The 19,412-nt window shown below is 65.5% G+C and carries 16 protein-coding genes; 2 read left to right on the top strand and 14 right to left on the bottom strand.

The features are described 5' to 3' along the window. Positions 1 to 42: 42 nt before the first annotated feature. The 6 genes from mazG to AC1DMY_RS01710 are packed head-to-tail and all read right to left on the bottom strand — an operon-like array spanning position 43 to position 4,174. Positions 43 to 858, bottom strand: coding sequence for a nucleoside triphosphate pyrophosphohydrolase (gene mazG, locus AC1DMY_RS01735; protein ID WP_477163315.1), 816 nt, complete (start codon positions 856 to 858; stop codon positions 43 to 45). After that, positions 855 to 1,682: a 3'(2'),5'-bisphosphate nucleotidase CysQ gene (gene cysQ / locus AC1DMY_RS01730; protein ID WP_477163314.1), complete on the bottom strand. Its 828-nt coding sequence runs from the start codon at positions 1,680 to 1,682 to the stop codon at positions 855 to 857. Before cysQ ends, mazG begins: the two co-directional genes overlap by 4 nt. Further along, a complete protein-coding gene (gene nudE / locus AC1DMY_RS01725) occupies positions 1,679 to 2,236 on the bottom strand; it encodes an ADP compounds hydrolase NudE (RefSeq protein ID WP_121878143.1) in 558 nt (185 codons plus the stop codon). The genes cysQ and nudE overlap by 4 nt, the downstream gene beginning before the upstream one ends. A 19-nt stretch (positions 2,237 to 2,255) precedes the next feature. Beyond that, positions 2,256 to 2,600 (bottom strand): hypothetical protein, encoded by a 345-nt coding sequence (locus AC1DMY_RS01720; protein ID WP_477163313.1) that lies wholly within the window; start codon positions 2,598 to 2,600, stop codon positions 2,256 to 2,258. A 9-nt stretch (positions 2,601 to 2,609) separates the two neighbouring features. After that, complete coding sequence (locus AC1DMY_RS01715; protein WP_477163312.1) at positions 2,610 to 3,392, bottom strand: inositol monophosphatase family protein; 783 nt, start codon at positions 3,390 to 3,392, stop codon at positions 2,610 to 2,612. Further along, positions 3,389 to 4,174 carry a type II secretion system protein N gene (locus AC1DMY_RS01710; protein ID WP_477163311.1) on the bottom strand — a complete coding sequence of 262 codons (786 nt, stop codon included), beginning with the start codon at positions 4,172 to 4,174 and terminating at the stop codon, positions 3,389 to 3,391. The genes AC1DMY_RS01715 and AC1DMY_RS01710 overlap by 4 nt, the downstream gene beginning before the upstream one ends. A gap of 61 nt (positions 4,175 to 4,235) precedes the next feature. On the opposite strand from AC1DMY_RS01710, the gene AC1DMY_RS01705 reads away from it, so the two are divergent. Next, a complete protein-coding gene (locus AC1DMY_RS01705; RefSeq protein WP_477163310.1) occupies positions 4,236 to 5,594 on the top strand; it encodes an adenosylmethionine--8-amino-7-oxononanoate transaminase in 1,359 nt (452 codons plus the stop codon). On the opposite strand, the gene AC1DMY_RS01700 is transcribed toward AC1DMY_RS01705, so the two are convergent. Continuing rightward, the gene (locus tag AC1DMY_RS01700; protein ID WP_477163309.1) at positions 5,591 to 5,917 is read right to left on the bottom strand and encodes a hypothetical protein; all 327 of its coding nucleotides are present in this window, start codon (positions 5,915 to 5,917) and stop codon (positions 5,591 to 5,593) included. The genes AC1DMY_RS01705 and AC1DMY_RS01700 overlap by 4 nt on opposite strands. A gap of 172 nt (positions 5,918 to 6,089) precedes the next feature. Between AC1DMY_RS01700 and AC1DMY_RS01695 the strand changes: the two genes are divergently transcribed. Further along, the gene (locus AC1DMY_RS01695) at positions 6,090 to 6,824 is read left to right on the top strand and encodes a 16S rRNA (uracil(1498)-N(3))-methyltransferase (RefSeq protein WP_477163308.1); all 735 of its coding nucleotides are present in this window, start codon (positions 6,090 to 6,092) and stop codon (positions 6,822 to 6,824) included. A 169-nt stretch (positions 6,825 to 6,993) separates the two neighbouring features. Here AC1DMY_RS01695 and AC1DMY_RS01690 read toward each other — a convergent pair whose 3' ends face one another. The 7 genes from AC1DMY_RS01690 to AC1DMY_RS01660 form a co-directional block, all read right to left on the bottom strand. Continuing rightward, positions 6,994 to 7,470, bottom strand: coding sequence for a chemotaxis protein CheW (locus AC1DMY_RS01690; RefSeq protein ID WP_477163307.1), 477 nt, complete (start codon positions 7,468 to 7,470; stop codon positions 6,994 to 6,996). Next, complete coding sequence (locus tag AC1DMY_RS01685; protein WP_477163306.1) at positions 7,467 to 9,347, bottom strand: chemotaxis protein CheB; 1,881 nt, start codon at positions 9,345 to 9,347, stop codon at positions 7,467 to 7,469. Before AC1DMY_RS01685 ends, AC1DMY_RS01690 begins: the two co-directional genes overlap by 4 nt. Then, positions 9,340 to 15,423 (bottom strand): Hpt domain-containing protein, encoded by a 6,084-nt coding sequence (locus AC1DMY_RS01680; RefSeq protein ID WP_477163305.1) that lies wholly within the window; start codon positions 15,421 to 15,423, stop codon positions 9,340 to 9,342. The genes AC1DMY_RS01685 and AC1DMY_RS01680 overlap by 8 nt, the downstream gene beginning before the upstream one ends. A 73-nt stretch (positions 15,424 to 15,496) precedes the next feature. After that, positions 15,497 to 17,527, bottom strand: a complete 2,031-nt coding sequence (locus AC1DMY_RS01675) for a methyl-accepting chemotaxis protein (protein ID WP_477163304.1) — start codon at positions 17,525 to 17,527, stop codon at positions 15,497 to 15,499. A 115-nt stretch (positions 17,528 to 17,642) separates the two neighbouring features. Beyond that, a complete protein-coding gene (locus AC1DMY_RS01670; protein ID WP_477163303.1) occupies positions 17,643 to 18,182 on the bottom strand; it encodes a chemotaxis protein CheW in 540 nt (179 codons plus the stop codon). 7 nt (positions 18,183 to 18,189) lie between these two features. After that, positions 18,190 to 18,561 (bottom strand): response regulator, encoded by a 372-nt coding sequence (locus AC1DMY_RS01665; RefSeq protein ID WP_046970385.1) that lies wholly within the window; start codon positions 18,559 to 18,561, stop codon positions 18,190 to 18,192. A 31-nt stretch (positions 18,562 to 18,592) separates the two neighbouring features. Further along, positions 18,593 to 18,949 (bottom strand): response regulator, encoded by a 357-nt coding sequence (locus tag AC1DMY_RS01660; protein ID WP_019464684.1) that lies wholly within the window; start codon positions 18,947 to 18,949, stop codon positions 18,593 to 18,595. Positions 18,950 to 19,412 lie beyond the last annotated feature (463 nt).

The following is a 19,412-nucleotide window of genomic DNA, read 5'->3' as shown; positions in this document are numbered from 1 at the left end:
ACCCCAGAGCCCGTGCCTCCTTTTTTGCAGCGCCGAAGGGTTTCAGGCGGGCGTGTCGTGCAGCCGCTTGGCGCGCTGCCACAGTGCTTCCTGTGCGGCCAGATCGTGCTCGGCCAGCCCCTTGCCGTCATCTTGCGCCAGCTGCTCCATCGTGCGGAAGCGACGTTCGAACTTGGCATTGGCGTGGCGCAGTGCCTGCGAAAAATCCACGTCCGCGTGGCGCGCCAGATTCACCATCACGAACAAGACGTCGCCAATTTCATCCTGCAGGCGCTGACGATCGCGGCCGTTGGCGAATTCGGCGCGCACCTCGTCCACTTCTTCCAGCAGCTTGCCCAGCACCGGCTGCTCGTCGGGCCAGTCGAATCCAACCTTGGCGGCGCGCTCCTGCAACTTCAGTGCACGCTTCCACTCGGGCAGTCCGCGCGACACGCCAGCCAGCGCGCTGTCGTCGTGCTGCTCGCCTTTGGCGGCGCGCTCGGCGGCCTTGATGTCTTCCCAGCCCTGCTTCTGCGCGTCGAGATCGTCATAGCTTTCATCGCCGAACACGTGCGGATGGCGACGCAGCATCTTGTCGCTGATCGCGTGGGCCACGTCGGCAAATTCGAACAAGCCCTTTTCCCGCGCCATCTGCGCGTGAAAGACCACCTGCAGCAGCAGATCGCCGAGTTCGTCGCGCAGATCGTGCCAATCCTCGCGATCGATCGCGTCGGCGACCTCGTACGCCTCTTCGATGGTGTACGGCGCGATCGTGGCGAAATCCTGCTGCACATCCCAGGGACAGCCGTTCTGCGGGTCGCGCAGGCGCGCCATGATGGCGAGCAGGTCATCCATGCTGTGCTGCTTGGCGTCGCTCATGAGGCTTCCATATCGGCCGATTGCAGGCGCGACTTCCAGTCAATGGCCACGTCGCCCACGGCGATGAATTCGGGGTTGATCAACGAATCGCCGCGGTTGTAGCGCAGCGGCTCGCCGTTGAGGTCGAGCACGGCGCCGCCGGCTTCCTCCAGCACGCTTTGCGCGGCAGCGGTATCCCACTCGCTGGTGGCGCCGCGGCGCAGATAGACGTCCGCATCGCCACGCGCCACCAAGCAGAACTTCAGCGACGAACCCAGCGACACCGATGTGTAGTCGTCACCGATCAGCTGCCGCAGCAAGGCCACGCCCGAGCCGCCGTGCGAGCGGCTGCCCGCGACCATTGCGGGCTCAGGCAGGCCGCGTGTGCCGATGCGCTGCCAGTCGGCGCCGGCCTGGCGCTGCAGCCACGCACCCTCGCCGCGTGCGGCGGCGTATAGCTCGCCCGTCACCGGCGCCAGCACCACGCCGAGCACAGGCTCGTGATTTTCGATCAGCGCGATGTTCACCGTGAACTCGCCATTGCGCTTGATGAACTCGCGCGTGCCATCCAGCGGATCGACCAGCCAGTAGCGCGGCCATTCGCGCCGCTGCGACCATGGGGCAGCCCGCGCCTCTTCGGAAATCACCGGCAGCACGCCGTCCAGCCCGGCGAGGCCGGCGGTGATCACGCGCTGGGCGGCGAGATCGGCGGCGGTCACGGGCGAGTGATCCAGTTTGCGCTCGACTTCGAAATCCTGGCCGTAGACGACCAGAATCGCTTCGGCAGCATCACGCGCAATCGCCGCGATCTGCTGCAGCAAGGTGGAGAACGGGGCGTCGGTCATGTCGGCTGAAACCGGCCGGCGAGGTATTCGCGGGCCATGAAGAGTGCGGCAATGGAACGGCCTTCGGTGACATCGTCGCGAGCCACCAGCGTGTGCAGGTCGGCCAGCTTCCACGGCACCACTTCGAGTTCTTCGGGCTCGTCGCCCTCGAGGCGTTCCGGATAAAGATCCTGCGCCAGCACTACGTGCGCCATATGCGTCATGTACGAGGGCGACAGCGACAGGTTGTGCAGGATCTTGAGCTTGTGCGCGCCATAGCCGATCTCTTCCTTGAGCTCGCGATCGGCGCCCTGCTCCACGGTTTCGTCGCGATCCAGGCGCCCCTTGGGCAGGCCCAATTCGTAACGACCGACGCCCGCACCATACTCGCGGATCAGCAGCACGGTCTCGTCGTCGATCATCGGCACGATGATGACGGCGCCCAGCCCGCTGCCCTTCAAGCGTTCGTAGGTACGGCGCTCACCGTTGGAGAATTCGAGATCAAGCTGCTCGACGCGTAGAAAACTGCTGTCGTGCACGTCCCGGGTGGCATGGATGATCGGTGGCTTGTGCATCGGGCGATTGTAGCGCGGCTCAGCGACCGGCCGCCGGAAGCCGCTTGCGGCCCTCGAAAGCGGCCCAGATCAGCAAGCCGAACGCGATGGCATGCAGCAGGCTGCCGAACACCGACCAGATCATCAGGATGCCCCGGACGCTCGCCATCGTGCCCTGCGCCGTCGCGTGCGGCAGATACCAGCCATACATCGCCGCATTGGCCAGCGTGATCAGCACCTGCAGCACGCAGGCCAGCAGCATCAGCAGCGCCGACGTGCGCGCAAGCGGCCACAGCACGGCAGCCAGCGCGATGCCCATGACGGCCGCGATGAACATCGGGCTGTTGCCCAGCAGCAATGCATAAATGGGGGCGATGCCTTCCATGAGCGTTCCTCAGTGCGGGAGTGCGAGACGGGTGAGCGCCTGGGCGTGGATCGCCGGCGTACCGGCCAGCACGCTCGTCGTGTCGAGCGAGAGGGCGTGGCCGTGGATATCGGTAAACACGCCGCCCGCTTCGCGCACGATGACGGCGAGCGCGGCCACGTCGAGAATATTCACATCGGATTCGATCACCAGATCCAGACCGCCTCGCGCCAACAGGTGGTAATGGCAGAAATCGCCGTAGCCGCGGATGCGATTGCTGTCGGCAATCATGGCGCCCAGCGCCTGCCAGCGTGCATCTTTGGTCAGCGTCTTGATGTTGCCGGTGGAAAGCGACGCCTTCCCCATCTCGTGCGTTCCGGCGACCTGCACGCGCTCGCCGTCGAACCAGCTGCCGCCGCCCGCGCTGGCCCACATGACCTCGCCGTAAACAGGTGCGCTAGATACGCCCAGCACCAATTCGCAGCGATGCATGAGTGCGATCTGGGTGGAGAAAAACGGCGTTCGACGCACGAAGCTCTTGGTGCCATCCAGCGGATCGACCAGCCACAGCAGTTCGGGGTTGTGGTCGTCGCGACCAAATTCCTCGCCGTAGATGGAAGCTTGCGGAAGCGCTTTCTGCAGGATCTCGCGTATGGCCAGTTCGGCTTCGCGATCGGCCACGGTGACCGGCGTGTCGTCGCTCTTGAGCTCCACTGCCACACCCTTGCGCCAGTAATGCCGGAGCACCAGCGCTGCGGCTTCGGCGGCCTCGCGTGCGGCGGCGAGCGCCTTGGGCAGATCCAGTTCGCTCATCGTTGTTCCCCGTGGATGGCGGCGGCCAGACCACCACTGTAATGGATGTGCGTGACGCCATCGGCATCGACTGCGCCAAAAGCGGCCAGCCAACGCTGTAGCGCGGGATCGTTGCCACGCGACGCCGCGACGGCGTCGAAGCGACGCGCCAGCGGGCTCAATTGCAGGCGACCGTCGACGCGCAGCGGACCATGGCCGTCGTCCTGCACGGGTCCTTCGATAACGCCATTCGCTGCGCGCAGCTCGGCATGCACACTGCCCAGGCGAAGTTCACCCTGGCGCGGCATGCTCAACGCAGCATCCTGCCACTCCACCCGCGACTCCATCGACCACGGCCAGCCGCCACGCAATTCGATGCTGCCCACAGTAGCCCTCAGCGTGCCTCGCGGCATCCCGCCCAACACCAGCGGACCGGCGCCGAGCACGGCCAGGTCAATGCGCATTTGGACGTCCGTCCAGGTGGCCTCGGTGGCGCGACTGCCGGTCATCGTGCCCACGACATCGACACGAGGACCATGCAGTTCCACATGCAAGCGGTTGTCGCCCAGCAGCGCAGCGCGCGACAGCTGCCATTGCAGCGTGCCCAGGTTCTCGCCCCGTGCCGACACCACCCGCCCAGCCTTGCCGTCCCATAGCAGGCCGCTGACCTCTTGCAGGCGCACGCCATTCAGGCGGGCATCGAGCCAGGGCATGGCCCAGCGTGCCGGGAGGAACCACAGCAGCGCAAAAACGATGATCAGCAAGGCCAAAAGGCCCGTGAGTGCAATACGCCAAACCTTCAAATCGGCTCCCTGGTGGACGCAAGACTTGAGCAGGCACGCTCGAAACGCCGATCATAGCCGGATGAACACTCTCCCCGCTGCCGACGCGCTGGTGCGTCGGGACCTGAGCCTGCTATGGCACCCCTGTACGCAGATGCACGACCACCAGACGGTGCCGATGGTGCCGATCGCTCGCGGCGAGGGCGCGTGGCTGATCGATACCAGCGGCCGGCGGTACCTCGATGGCATCAGCTCGTGGTGGACCAACTTGTTCGGCCACGCCAATCCGCGCCTGGCGGCGGCGCTGGCCGATCAGGCCAAGACCTTGGAGCACGTGATTTTCGCCGGTTTCACGCACGAGCCCGCCGTCGCACTGGCCGAAGCCCTGGTGCGCGTGACGCCGCCGGGCCTGGAGCGCGTGTTCTATGCCGACAACGGTTCAGCCGCGATCGAAGTGGCGCTGAAGATGAGCTTCCACTACTGGCTCAACCAGGGGCATGGCGAGAAGACGCGTTTCATCGCGCTGACCGGCAGCTATCACGGCGAGACGCTGGGTGCGTTGTCCGTCAGCGACGTGGCGCTCTATCGCAAGACGTACGCGCCGTTGCTGCTCACGCCCATCCTCGCGCCTTCGGCCGATACGTACGAAGCGTTGCCGGGCGAGAGTCCGAGCGACGTCGCCAAACGCCGTCTCGACGAATTGCGCCAGCTGCTGGAACGGCACGCGCACGAAGTGTGTGCGGTCATCGTGGAGCCGCTGGTGCAATGCGCTGGCGGCATGCGCATGTATCACCCGGACTATCTGGCGGGATTGCGCCGCCTGTGCGACGAATACAACGTGCATTTCATCGCCGATGAAATCGCCGTGGGCTTCGGTCGCACGGGCAGTTTGTTCGCCTGCGAGCAAGCGGGCGTCTCGCCGGACTTCATGTGTCTTTCCAAGGGACTTACCGGCGGATTCCTGCCGTTGTCCGCAGTGCTGACGACGCCCCGGGTCTATGAGGCGTTCTATGCGGAATACAGCGCCGGCAAGGCGTTCCTGCACTCGCACAGCTACACCGGCAACCCGCTCGCGTGCCGCGTGGCGCTGGAAACGCTGAGGATCTTCGACGACGAGCCGGTCCTGGAACGCAACCGCCTGCTGGCCGCGCATTTGAGCAAGCGCCTGGCGCCGCTACGCGAGCATCCGAACGTGGCCGACGTGCGCCAGACCGGCATGATTGCCGCGGTGGAACTGGTGGCGGATAAAGCCAAGCGCACGCCGTTCCCTTCATCGGAACGACGCGGACTGCGCGTCTACCTGCATGGACTCGAGCACGAAGCGCTGCTGCGCCCGCTAGGCGACATCATCTATTTCATGCCGCCTTACGTGGTGAGTACCGACGAGATCGATCATCTCGTCGATACCGCCGTGGCCGGCATCGAGCGTGCCGTCGCCTAGTGACCGCCGGTCACCGTGATGCTCGGATCCAGCTGCTGCAATGCCGGACCCAGCGTAGGCTGGCCTGTGTTGCGGATGTCCTGGTAGCTATAGCTGCGACCGGCCACCGGCAGGCAGGTACCCGGCTTGGCGGGGATCAGGCTGCCCGTGCTCTGAAGGCAGTTGCGGTCGCCCGGCTGGGGCGGCTTCTTGGACACAGACGGGTCGGCCACGCCTTGCTGGCTCGCCTGCACCGTGGCACCCGCGACTGCCGAGGTCTGTGCCATCGCAAGTGGGGCCGTACCCAGCGCCAGGGCTAGTACGAGTAGGGTTTTGCTGACCATGATCCACCTCCGGGGAATGAGGGATGACCTACATGCTGCTCCGGCTCCGCCCGGCAGGCAAATGCCGCCAGAACGGCATCTCTCGCCCATTCAGCTAGTCGGGCGCAGGCCGCATCGGACGGTGCCTCGCCGGTCCGCTATGCTTTTCGTTTCGTCCCTGCCATAACGCCTCATGCGCACCATCCGCATACATGTCGAACTGCCGCTGGCCGTGGGCCTGGAACTGGGCCTGCCGGCCCAGGCGGGCGAGCACGTGGCTCGGGTGCTGCGCCTGACAGCCGGCTCGCCGATCACCCTCTTCAACGGCGATGGTGTGGACTACCCCGCGATCATCAAGGCAGTGGGCAAGCGCGATGTCACGGTGCGGGTGGAGGCCGCCCAGCTGGTCGACAACGAGTCGCCGCTCCCGCTGACCTTGGCCCAGGGCGTGGCCCGCGGCGAAAAGATGGATCTGATCGTGCAGAAAGCGACCGAGCTGGGGGTGACGCGCATCGTGCCGCTGCTGACCGAGCGCTCGGAGGTGAAGCTCGACCCCGCCCGCGCCGAGAAACGCCTGGCCCACTGGCAGGCCGTCGTTGCCAGCGCCTGCGAACAGAGCGGCCGCGCCCGGCTGCCGAAGGTGCTGCCGGCTGTCCCGCTGGAACATTGGCTGCGCGACCTTCCGCAGGATGGCGCGCTACGCCTCGCCCTGCTGCCCGAAGGCAGCCGGCGTGCGGGGGAGCTGCGTTTCACGCCGGCCGGCGGCCTGCTCGTGGTTGGCCCGGAAGGTGGACTGGGCAACCGCGATACGGCTGCATTGACCGAGGCGGGTTTCGAAGGGCTGCGGCTGGGGCCGCGCATCCTGCGCACGGAGACCGCTGGCCTTGCCGCGCTGGCGGCGTTGCAGGCCCTGCACGGCGACGTGTAACGGTCACCCCAGAAACGCCATTCCTGCCACTCGTCATTCCGGCGCAGGCCGGAATGACGGTGAGGGAGATGGGCGCTCAGGCGATCATGTGGTTGGAAGCCAAACACTGAAACGAAAACACGCCCATGCAGGACGTGTTTTCGAGTGTCATACGATCAACCGGGATTCTTCAGCCCGCCGGCTCGAGCAATTCGAGCAGCTCTGCTTCCATGCCTTCCAGATCCGGAATCACCGCGATGTCGTCGCGCACCAGCACCTGGGCCCGCACGCCCGGCGGCAGCGGTGCGCCGTCGTGGGTTGGGATGATCAGCTCGGCATTGAGCGTGGTCAGGCGCGGGAAGCCCTGCGTCACCACAGCAATGAAGGGCAGATCCGGATGACCGCCCAGCGCCTTCAGCACGGCGACGCGGTAGGACTGTTCGCTGTCGCTCTCGCCGGCTCCCGCCAACGTGTTGAACGAGACCAACGGCACGCGCCAACCGCGCCAGGCGATGCGGCCCAGCAACCACGCGGGCGCCCCTTCCACCGCTTCAGGCGTCGGCATCGTGATCACTTCGGCCACGGTGGCATTGGGCAACAGCAAGCGCAGGTTGCCGACCGGCACCAGGACGCAACGAATTTCACGCGGTAGTGGCAAATCGCTCATCGCCGGCCCTCCATCGACATCTCTTCCACCAGGCGCGCCGCGAGTTCCGCAGGCGTGCCCGAATAACTGTGCAGACGCTCGGCTTCGATGCCGTGCACCATATCGGCAAACTGGCCGTCAGACGACTCGATCCACACCTGGCCGCCGCGATCGTGGATCGCCTGGCAGCCGCCGAGTGCATCGTTGGCCTGGCCCGCGAACACGATGGCTTGCGCGTTGCGGCCGAACACATTGGCCGCGAGCGTGAAACTCGCATCGATTGGCGAGCTGCGCACGTCGCTATTGTCCAGCGACTGCAATTCCACGCGACCGTCGCGATGCACGCGCGCCTGCTGCCCGTCGGGCACCACCAGCACTTCGCCGATGCGGGCACGCATGCCCTGTGCGGCAACGCGCACCGGCAGCTCGCTGTAGCGCTTCAATGTATCGGACAACGCCTCGACCGACTTGCCGCCCAGATGCTGGACATGCAGAACGGCTGCGCGCAGGTCGGCAGGCAACATCGAGAGGAACGAACACACCGCCTCGAGGCTGTCCGCCGCGGCGCCCAGCACGAGCAGGCGGCTGATGGCGCTGTCCAGATCATCCAGCATCATTTCGGTGACAGTGGCGTCGTATTCCTTTGGCGCCAGCGCTTCTTCGATCGAGACCAGTTCCAGCGTCATGCCTGGCTCGATGATGGAGGCGGTTTCCTCACCGCCTTCCGGCGCCAGGAAATCCGCGGCACTGAGCTTTTCGACGCCGAAATTCGTGGCCTTGGCCGGCGCCGGTGCAGACGCCGCGAGCGCGGGCGCCTCGCCTTCGTCGAGCAGGGCCCAGGCAGAGGCTGCGCCCAGCAAGGAAGCGGGCGATTTGTCCTGACTCTCCGGCGCCGCGATCGACGGCATGAATGATTCGTCGAGCGGAGCCAGGGCGAGATGATCAAGCTGGAACGAGGGCATGTTTCGCGCGGCGGCATCGTGCGCCGGCGCGTCGATCGGCGCATGGCCCTGGGTCGTCAGCGTATCCAGCCCGAAGCTGCCGTCATGCAGCGGCGGCAGCTCGGCGTCGGCGCTGAATTTCAGCCCCGAACCAAATTCGTGATCGGCCGCTGCGGCGCCGTCAAGCGCACCGAAGTTGCCGTCGTGCAGTTCCGGCAGCGGTTCGTCGGCCGAGAATTTCAGACCCGAACCGAAATCGTCTTCCGCTTCGAAGGGCACATCCTTCAGCGCAGCGAAATCATCCAGGTGCAGCGGTTCTTCAACGGCGTGGAACGACAGCTCCGAACCAGCTTCAGCTTCGACCAGCGCCGGCTCGTCGGCAGTGATGAAGGCCTCCAGCTCGGCAGCCAGCGACTCGGACTGCACTTCGGTGGCTTCCACTGCCTGCGGCGTGATTTCGGCAGGCGTGATCTCAGCCAGCGCGACCGGTTCCAACGCAGCGGCAAAACCGGGCAGCGGTTCCTCGGGCACAACGACTGCCGCAGCCTCGACGCTTTCCAGCACCACCGGCTCGGCCACTTCAGGCACGGCCGGCGCATCCTGCGGGCGCGGCGGATCCAGATCGCCCTGCGCCATCACCTTCACGGCGAGATGGCGCGCCCAACGGGCACGATCCCAACCATCGAGCGAGCGACTGGCGGCGGCATCGTTGAACACCACGCGCGGGCGGTCGCCGTCGATCACGTCGTAGAGGCGATCGAGATCGTCGTCGGCGTCTTCGTCCAGGTTCACCACCAGTACTTCGGCGCCGGTGCTGGCGAGCATCTGCTTGTCGAGCGTGGACAACGCACCTTCGTGCACGATCCTGGCCCCGCGTTCCCGCAACGCTTCACGCAGCTGCCCGCCGAGTTCCACGTCATCGAACAACAACGCCACCGCGGTCGCCGTTTCAGCCATTGAGCGACTCCGTGATTCGCTGCTCGAGCACTTCGCCAATCTGCGCCAGCAATTCGGCTTCCTGATAAGGCTTGCCGAGGTAGCGATCGACGCCGATGTCGAATGCGCGCTGGCGATGCTTATCGCCGGTACGCGAGGTGATCATGATGATCGGCACATCGCGCAGACGCGGATCGGACTTCATCTGGGTAGCCAGCTCGTAACCGTCCATGCGCGGCATTTCGATATCCAGCAGCATCAGGTCGGGCACGCGCTCATGCAGCTTCTCGAGCGCGTCCACGCCGTCCTTTGCCGTGGCCACTTCGTACTCGTGGCGTTCCAGCACGCGGCCGGTGACCTTGCGCATGGTGATGGAGTCGTCGACCACCATCACCAGCGGGCGCACGCGCTGCTCTTCCACCACCGGCGTTGCCACCGCGGTGAGGCCTTCGTCCAGGCGCTGCAGGCGACGGGCGATGCCGTGGCGGACCAGCGGGGCGAGATCAAGAATGATCAGCACCGAGCCGTCACCCATGATGGTCGCGCCGAGGATGCCCGGGACCGAGCTGATCTGCGGACCGACCGACTTCACCACGATTTCGCGCGAGCCGATCACGGCGTCGATGCGGATCGCGGCACGCAGGTCGCCCGCGCGGGTCAGCAGCAAGGGAACCTGCTCGTCGTCGCCCACGTGGGTGGTCACCGCGCCCAGCAATTCGGACAGGTGATGGATGTCGAAGCTCTCGCCGCCGTAGACGAAGGTCGGCTCCGGCTCGGCCATGCGCTCGGCCAGTTCCGCCGGGCTGATGCGCGCCACGCCCTGCACCGAGGTCATCGGGATGGCGTAGTTGGATTCGCCGATGCGCACCAGGATGGCCTGGGTGACGGCGAGCGTGAACGGCAAGCGCAGCACGAAGGTGGTGCCTTGGCCTTCCTTCGATTCGATCGACAGCGCACCGCCGAGCTGCTTGATTTCGTTCGCCACCACGTCCATGCCCACGCCGCGACCGGCCAGCTGGGTCACGCTGCTGGCGGTGGAGAAGCCAGGCTGGGTGATCAGGGCGAGCACTTGGTCGTCGCTCAGGCGGGTGTCGTTGCGGATCAGGCCACGCTCGATGCCGCGCTTGCGGATCGCGTCGCGGTCGAGACCGCGGCCGTCGTCGGTCACGCGCACCACCACTTCGGTGGCTTCACGTGCCACGCGGATGCGCACGGCGCCTTCTTCCGGCTTGCCGGCCTTGCGACGATCCTTGGGCGACTCGATACCGTGTGCCACGGCGTTACGCAGCATGTGTTCGAACGGCGCCTTGATGCGGTCGAGCAGGTTGCGATCCATTTCGCCGTGGGCGCCTTCCACGTACAGCTGGGCACCCTTGCCTTCTTCCTGCGCGGCCTGGCGCAGCGTGCGGCGCAGGTTCGGCACCATCGTGTCGAACGGCAGCATGCGCGTGCGCAGCAGGCCTTCCTGCAGCTCCGAGCTGACGCGCGACTGCTGGATCAGCAGCGTTTCGGCCTGGCGGGTCAGTTCGTCCAGCATGCCCTGAATGGACACAAGGTCGGATACCGACTCGGCCAACGCACGCGAGTACTGCTGCAGCTGCGAGAAACGGTCCAGCTCGAGCGGATCGAACACGGAGATGCCCGCTTCGCGGTGCTCGCGCTGGAAGCGCGCGATGATCTGCGCTTCCGTTTCGATTTCCATCATGCGCAGCTGGCTGCGCAGACGCTGCACGGTCTGGTCGAGTTCGACCAGGTTAAAGCGGTAACCGGCCACCTGCTGCTCGAGGCGCGAGCGGTAGATCGCCACCTCACCGGCATGGTTCACCAGCGTGTCGAGCAGTTCGGCGCGGACGCGGATCTGTTCCTGCGGCGTGCTCGGTGCGTCTTCGCGGTCTTCCGGCAGCAACTCCGGCAAGAGTTCGGGCAGCGGTTCGGACAGCACCACCGGACGGGCCGGGAACGGCACCACGTTGGGCGCTTCCGGCGCCTCGGCGGACACCGCCGTTTCGCCTTCGCCGGCCATCGCCAGGAAGCGGTCGATGACAGCCTGCGGGTAAGCCACCGGGCGGCCTTGCGAGACCAGCTGCACCAGACCGTGCAGCTTGTCGAAGCCCACTTCCAGCGCGGCGATCAGTTCACCGATATGTGCCGATTCGGCGTGGATCGGCCGTTCCAGCGCCGTTTCGATGGCATGCGTCAAATCACCCACCGGCACCATGCCGGCGATGCGCGCACCGCCCTTGAGCGTGTGCAGGTCGCGCAGGATCTCGCCCAGGTGTTCGATCGCACTCGGCTCGGCGCGCCACAGAGCGAGCACACCGTCGGAGTGATCGAGGATCTCGCGCGCTTCCTCGATGAAGATTTCCAGCAGGTCGGGATCGATCTGGCTGGGGAGCAGTGCGTTCTCGTCGATTTCTTCTTCCGGCGCAGCCTGCGTCGGCGCTTCTTCGACTTCCGCTTCGGGAGCCGCAGCAGCTTCGACCGGGGCCTCTACTTCGCTCGGCACTTCCGGCGTATCGAGCACCGGCGCTTCCAGCACGATTTCTTCGATCGGTGTTTCGTCGACCGTGACAATCGCTTCGACCGGCTCGACATGCTCGATCACCGGCTCGGCAATCTGATCGAGTTCCGGCTCGGCGGATTCGATCTCGACGAACGGCGTCGTCTCCTCGAGCTCCGCTTCAGGCATAGCGATGTGTTCGATCGATACTTCGGGCTCGTCGGCCACCGGACCGATTTCGAGCGTCTCGGCGTCATCGAGCAGGTCGGCATAAGCCTTGCTGAATTCGTCTTCGTCCGTCGCCGGCACGTGCGTCGGCGCGTGATGCGCGGTCTGCTCGGCCGTCGGCAAGTGAGCATCGAGATCGAACTCGCCCAAGGCGGCGAGCAGTTCGTCGGTGTACTTGTCGGTCTCGGACACTGCCGGCGGCGCGGCCAGTTCGATGTGTTCCACCGGCTGCGAGGCGTCGGCGAGCGCCTCGTCCAGCGAGGCACCAAACGTGGCTTCGTGGGTGGATTCGGCGGCGTGCAGCGGTGCGTCGTCCGAGAGGTCGGCTGGCGTCTCGAACAGCACGTGCGCGACCTGCGGCTCGGGCTGGCTGTCGCGCAGCTCCGTCAGGCGATGGATCAGGTTGTCCAGGTCCGGCAGCTGCGGCGACGGCACGTCGAACTGACCCATGACGTGATCGACCGCGTCGGCGCTCTGGCTCAGCAGCATCACGCCTTCCGGCGACAGCGGCAGGCCCGCGGCGCGCAGGCGCTTGAGCAGGCTTTCCAGCGGTGACAACAGCTGCGTCAGCACCGGGATGTCGACCATCGCGATGGCGCCATGCAGCGTGTGGACGGCGCGCAACAGGCTGTCCTCCACGCGCAGTTCGCCGTCGACGCGGTTGATCGCGGTGCGGATGGTGGCCAGGTACTGCGCCACTTCGCTGCGCAGGATTTCCAGCAGCACTGGATCGATCGGCGGCATCACCGGCGCGGCGATGAACTCGTGCGCAGGCGCCACCGGCTCGGACGGCGAGCTTTCGATCGCGGCCAGGCTGGACGCCGGAATGGCCTCGGCGGAGGTGTCCACGCGCGGCACGCGACGACGCACGATGCGGCGCACCGTCTCGGTGCCACCAACAGGAGCAATGTCGGCCAGGCGTGCATCGGCCTGACCGGCCGACAGACGCTCAGAGATTTCCATGATGGCGGTGAGCGGTGCCGTGACCAGGCCATCGCCCGTCAGTGCGGTACGCAGTTGCGGCAAGGCGTCGATGGCGGCGCTGACCACTTCCTGCACGCCCTGGCTCGGCGGGATCGACTGATCCAGCACGCGGTTGAGCATGTTTTCCACTTTCCACGCGAACTCGCCCAGCATGGTCGCGCCGACCAGGCGGCCCGAACCCTTGAGCGTGTGGAAGGAGCGGCGAATCGAGGTGAGCGAATCGATCTGCTGCGGGTCGGCCAGCCAGGTCTTGCGCGCGGCATGCAGGTTGTCGATTTCTTCCTGCATTTCTTCCAGGAAGATGTCGCGGATGTCGTCGTCGATGCCGGCAGTGCTGGACTGGAAGCCCGCGTCGACGGCGGCGTAACCGGAAACCGTCACTTCTTCGACGATTTCTTCTTCGATTTCGATCCAGTCGTCTTCGCTGGCCTGCACCGGTTCCTGCGGCGTGACGTGCACGGTATCGGCCAGGCGCAGGCCGGTGATCTCCTGCGGCACCGGCTCGGGCGTGTCGCTGTGACCCACGATCAGACCCGACAGGTCCTCACCGTGACCCAGGCTGACGCTTTCGGAAAGTTCGGGCTGGTTGGCGAGTGCCGCGGCAAGCGCGGCGTCCGCGGCGCGTGCGACGTCTGCCGGCGGCTCGTCCAGTTCGTCTTCCGACGGCGCGCGGACGGCCGGCGGCGGCCAGTAACCGAGGCTGCTGAGGCTGTGCTCGGCGACGTCGAGAATGTGTTCGAGACCACCGCGATGTTCGCGCGCGGCTTCGAGGTAGTACTCGAGTGCGGCCAGCGCGTCGGCGAGGTGGTCCATCTGCGCGGTGCTGGGCACGCGGCGGTCGGCCAGCAATTCGTTGCCAACAAAGCGGCCAATGCCCTCGGCCAGTTCGGCCGGGCGCGGCGCGGACAGCATGCGCATCGCACCGGCGACTTCGTCCATCAGCGCGCCGACGTCGGCGAGCTGGGTCGACTGCCAGCCCGATTCGACGTAGGCGACGATGGCGTCCTTCACCTTGCCGGTGTTGGCGGTGGCCTCGTGCATCAGCGTGGCGAGGATGTGGCGCGCTTCGCTGCGCGGCAACATCGCGGTCGGCATTTCGGCGGCGGTTTCGCCGTCGGCGCCAAGGCTTTCGATGTGATCGTCGAGCGACGCTTCCACGTAGAGCAGCGCTCCGGCGACGTCGAGCAGCAGCTCTTCGTCCGGTGCGCGCACGCGGCTGGCGATTTCTTCCAGCACGCGACGCTGTTCATTCACCACGCGGCGCGGCACGCCCAGGGCAAGCATGCCCAGGGTGTCGCCGACGCGTTCGAGCACTTCGGTCTGGCTGGACAGCTGAGCCGGGTCGGCGTCGGTCTGGCGCAGGAACAGGTCGAGCGCTTCCTTCACCCGCAGCAAGTCGTCCTTGAGCGCCTTGGCGACGGAGTCCAGCAACGCGCGGTTGTGGCCGGCCATCGAGCCGCGTGCGTGTTCGATTTCGCTTGCTTCGGGCAGCAATGCATCGAGCGAATAAGTCTGGCGCAGCAGCTCCATGCGCGGGCTGCCCTGACGGACTTGCCCGACCACGTACAGCAGCTTGCGCGCGAGCTCGTCGGCGTCGCCACCGCGCAGGTTCGCTTCGCCGTGTTCCACCAGCTGGCGGATGCTGCGGTCGACCTTGCCGATCAATTGGCGCACTTCGCCGGCCTGGGCCTTGAGTGCACCCTGCTGCACGCCTTCAAGCACGCCGGCCGCAATCCACCACAGGCGGCGGCCCGGGATGGTGTGGCAGCGCGCGGTAATGGCGTCCAGTGTCTGGATCATGCCAGCCAGCTGCTGGTCGTTGCCCTGGCCGCGGAACCACGACAGCAGCTGCTGCTGGAAGCGCAGGCGCAGCGCAGTGACTTCGCTGCGTTGACGCTCCACCAGCAATTCCGTCGGCGGCGTCGGCGCCTGGGCCGGCAGCGGGAATTCGAGATTGGGCGTGAACAGCGCCGATTCGTGCAGCGCCTGCTGGCCGCGGCTGGAACGCAGATCGTTCAGTAGCGGCAGCAGCACTACCGGCACATCGCGATGACCGCCGGACAGGCGCTCAAGGTAGTCGGGCAGCTGCATCAGGCCACGCATCAGCGCGGCGTAGGCTTCCTCACGGTTCGCCACATGGTCTTCGAGCAGCGAGATGGCGAGTGTCTCCATCTCCTCGGTGACCATGGCGGCGCCGTATAGCTCGACCATGCGCAAGGTGCCGTGCACTTGGTGCAGGCTGTCCGCACAGGAGCGCATCGCATCCCGGTTGCCCGGGTTGTCGACGTAGGACTCCAACGCCTCGCGGGCCACGGCGAGCGTCTCATCGAGCTCGGGCTTGACCCACTGCAGGGTGGTGAAATCGATATGGTCTTGAAGTCTCATGCGCCCCTCTCAGCGATCACGTAACGGTTTGTCACGCAACCGCGAGGTTGCCCCCCGTGAAAAACGTTTTGTGTCAACCCGGCAGCTTAAAGTGCGCCACCGAGCGCCGCAGGTCACTCGCCAGCTGGGCCAGGTAACCGATCGAGTCGGCCGTCTGGCTTGCGCCCTGCGAGGTCTGCGAGGTGATTTCCTGAATCGCATTCATGGAAACCGAGATGTCCGATGCCGCGGTGGACTGTTGGCGCGCCTGGGTGGAGATGTTTTGAATCAGCGCCGACAAGTCATGCGACACGCGCTCGATGTCACCCAGCGCGCTACCCGCGTCTTCCGCGAGTCGGGCACCGGCCACCACTTCCGCGGTGGTCTGTTCCATCGAGTTCACCGCTTCGTTGGTATCGGACTGAATGGTCTGCACCAGCGTTTCGATTCGCTTCGTCGCGCTCGCCGAACGTTCGGCGAGGCGCTGCACTTCGTCCGCCACCACCGCGAAACCGCGACCGGCTTCACCGGCTGACGCTGCCTGGATGGCGGCGTTCAGAGCGAGGATGTTGGTCTGCTCGGCAATATCGTTGATCAGTTCCACGATCGAGCCGATTTCCTGCGACGACTCGCCCAGGCGCTTGATACGCTTGGAGGTTTCCTGGATCTGGTCGCGGATTGAGTCCATGCCCGAGATCGTTTCGCGCACCACTTCGGCGCCGCGCGAAGCGATTTTCACCGAGCGTTCGGCCACGTCGGCCGATTCGGCGGAGTCCTTGGACACCGTATCCATCAGGCTGGCGATCTGGTTGATCGCGGTGGTCGCCGTGCTGATGCGCTGCGCCTGGTTCTGTGCCGATTCGGCCAGGTGGCGCGCGGTGGTCTGCGTTTCCTGCGCCGAGGACGACACCTGCTCCGAGGTTTCGTTAATCGTCGTCACCAGGGTGCGCAGCTCGTCGATGGCGTAGTTCACCGAGTCGGCGATCGCGCCCGTGATGTCTTCGGTCACGGTGGTCTTGACGGTCAGGTCACCTTCGGCGAGCGAACCCATTTCGTCCAGCAGGCGCATGATGGCCTCCTGGTTACGCTGGTTGAGTTCGGTCGACTCCTGGAAGCGGCGACGCTGGTCGGAAATCAACTGCACGATAAGCACGGCCAGGAAGGCGGCCGCGCCGATGGCGCCGAGCACGCCCCACCACAGGTTCGGGAACAGGCGGCGGGTCGGCAGCTTGCCGATCTGATCGGCCAGCTCGTTGGCGCGCAGCAGTACATTTTGCGAGTCGAGCGAGGCCTGGTTGCCGGCGCGCTTCACGTCGCTGAGGTTGCCTGCCGCGCTGACCAGCTTGCCGACGGGATCCTGCAGGTTGTCCCATTGGGCCTGCATGTCGGTGAGGATCTTGCGTGCGTTGGTGTCGCCCATCGAGCGCACACCCACTTCGGTATTACCTTCGAGCAGACCCTTGAGCACCGCGCCGTAGAGCTGGCCGTCGCGGGCCAGGCCGTCGGCGGCGGGCTGCGAGGCGTCGCCGCCCTGTAGCACTTCCTGCACTCGGCGAGTCATACGGTCGGCCAGCAGCATCTGGCGAGCGGAGGTGTACGTCTGCTCCGCGCTACCGCCGCGCTGCTGCAGGATGTTCACCACCTGCTCCATGCTGGAGTTCAGCACCGGCAGTTCGCGGCCCAGGGTGAGCGCGCGCTGCGAGGAGTCCACCACCAGCGCCTTGTTCGACAGGATCTTGCCGATGTCGGCGTCGAGCTGGCCCCAGGCGTTGGTCAGGGCGCCGACGGCACGGCCGGCCGGCGTCGCGTTGCCGTCGGCATAAGGCTTCATGCCGCTCTTTTCATCGCCCTTGTTGAGGCGCTGCACGGCGGCATCGATGGTGTTGCGGTTTGTTTCGAGTTCCTTGAAGGAATCGACGTTACCGTCCGCGGCTTCTAGGGCAAGCTTTGCCGTCTGCTGCGACAACACCTGGATCTGGGTGGTGAGACCCGTCGCCTGTGTATCTTCGCGGCCACGCAAGGTAAGCATGGCGAAGTCGACACCCGTGAAACCGAACGCAATGACCAGCGCAATGATGAGGCCTGTATAGCCCCGCTCTTTGCCCATGCCCCCTGTAGTGCTCATTTCGTTCACCTCGCCCTTCTACGCCTCGCCGCCCATGCCGGCGAAGGCGTCGGATCATCGCCCTGATTCCGGCCTTGAGCAGCGCCGGTCCTACTTGTGGTTCAACGCTTGCGCGTCAGGCCGCAGCCTGACGGAAGTCCGGCGCACGAACCAGCTTGCCCATACTGAACACAGCCAGTCGCGAATCGCCTACACGATCATCCACGAAACGTGCCAGACGCGGATCGTCCTCCTGCTCGGCCTGGCGACGCTGTTCGGCGTCGACCGTGCGCTGCCCGAAGACTTCATCCACCATCAGCGCCACACTGCCCGCACCCTGGCGCACGACGAGGAGTCGCGTGCGTTCGGTGGACAGCGTGCGTTCGCCAAACAGGAAACGTGCCAGATCGATCACCGGCACCAGGTTGCCGCGCACGTTCGCCACGCCCATCAGCCAGGGCTGCGTGCCCGGCACCGGGGTCAGCGAAGGAACCGCCAGCAGTTCGCTGATCTCGTCGATGCCGCTGACGAACAGGCGGCTGCCGGCGCGATAGCCGATGCCGCGCCAGAGACCAGGAGCCTCCAGGCTTTCCGGCGTACCGGAGGCATGCGCCAGCGAGAGGCGCTCATACCGGGCAAGGATTTCGAACGGCGAGAGCGAGGCGGTCTGGCTCATGCGTGCCTCATGCGGCGTTCGGCAGCAGATCGTTGATGCATGCCAGCAGGTCCTTCTCGTTGACCGGCTTGGTGATGAAGGCACGCGCACCCTGGCGCAGCCCCCAGACCCGGTCGGTCTCCATGGACTTGGTGGTGATCATCACGATCGGGATATTGGAGGTCATCGGATCGCGCGTGAGCGTGCGGGTGGCCTGGAAGCCGTTCATGCCGGGCATGATGACGTCCATGATGACCAGATCCGGCTTCTGCTCGCGTACGCGCTCGATGCCGTCTTCGGCGTTGCCGATGGAATCAACCTGATAGCCGGCGCGTTCGAGCAGCGTGGTGAACACGCGCACGTCGGTCGGCGAATCGTCGATGATGAGAATATTGGCCACAGGCCCCCCTCAGACCCTGTAGTCGTCCGACTTAAACCGTAACGACATGTCGATGGATTGCACCCAGCAGTTCGTCGCGCGTGAACGGCTTGGTCAGATATTGTTCCGCGCCCACGATTCGCCCGCGGGCCTTGTCGAACAGGCCGTCCTTCGAGCTGAGCATGATCACGGGCGTGCCGCGGAACTGCGGATTGTTTTTGATCAGCGCGCACGTCTGATAGCCGTCAAGCCGCGGCATCATGATGTCGACGAAGATGATCGCGGGCTTCTGGTCGGAGATCTTGGCAAGCGCCTCGAAGCCGTCCACCGCCGTAAGCACGTCGCAACCTTCTTTCTTGAGCAAGGTTTCGGCGGTTCGACGGATGGTTTTCGAGTCGTCGATAACCATGACCTTGAGGCCGGCCAAGCCATTTCCATTAATGTTCAAGTTCACAACACCCCCCTGCGACCCGCCCCTGGCTCAGGTAAATCCTGCGACCGCCAACCGATGGGCTAGCGGTCCCATGTTTGAGAAACAAACCCGCACGTCCGTGAGGACGTACGGCAACCATTCAGCCGGCAGGCACTCGTGCGTAGCTGTTTACCGCCTGCCTGACCTAACGTCAAGCTGATTTCTTAAGTTAAGCGGGCTACGTCATTGAATCGAACGGTTTGCCTGCCTCGGGAGCCGATCGAGGGGCCGATCGGCAATGTTTCCCTTTGGGGACAATCCGGACTTTCCTGCGCCTTTGGCGGACCACTTGATCGTTGGATCGATCAACGCAATCTCCGCCTCGGACGACATACACTGCCATGCTTTCGCCCGGCGGGCACGCCGGTCGCGAATGGTGAACACGCACTACTACCGGAGA

The organism is Dyella sp. 01L423 (assembly GCF_056399945.1).
The sequence above is the reverse complement of the archived record's forward strand: the minus strand, read 5'-3'. Positions and strand labels throughout refer to the sequence as shown.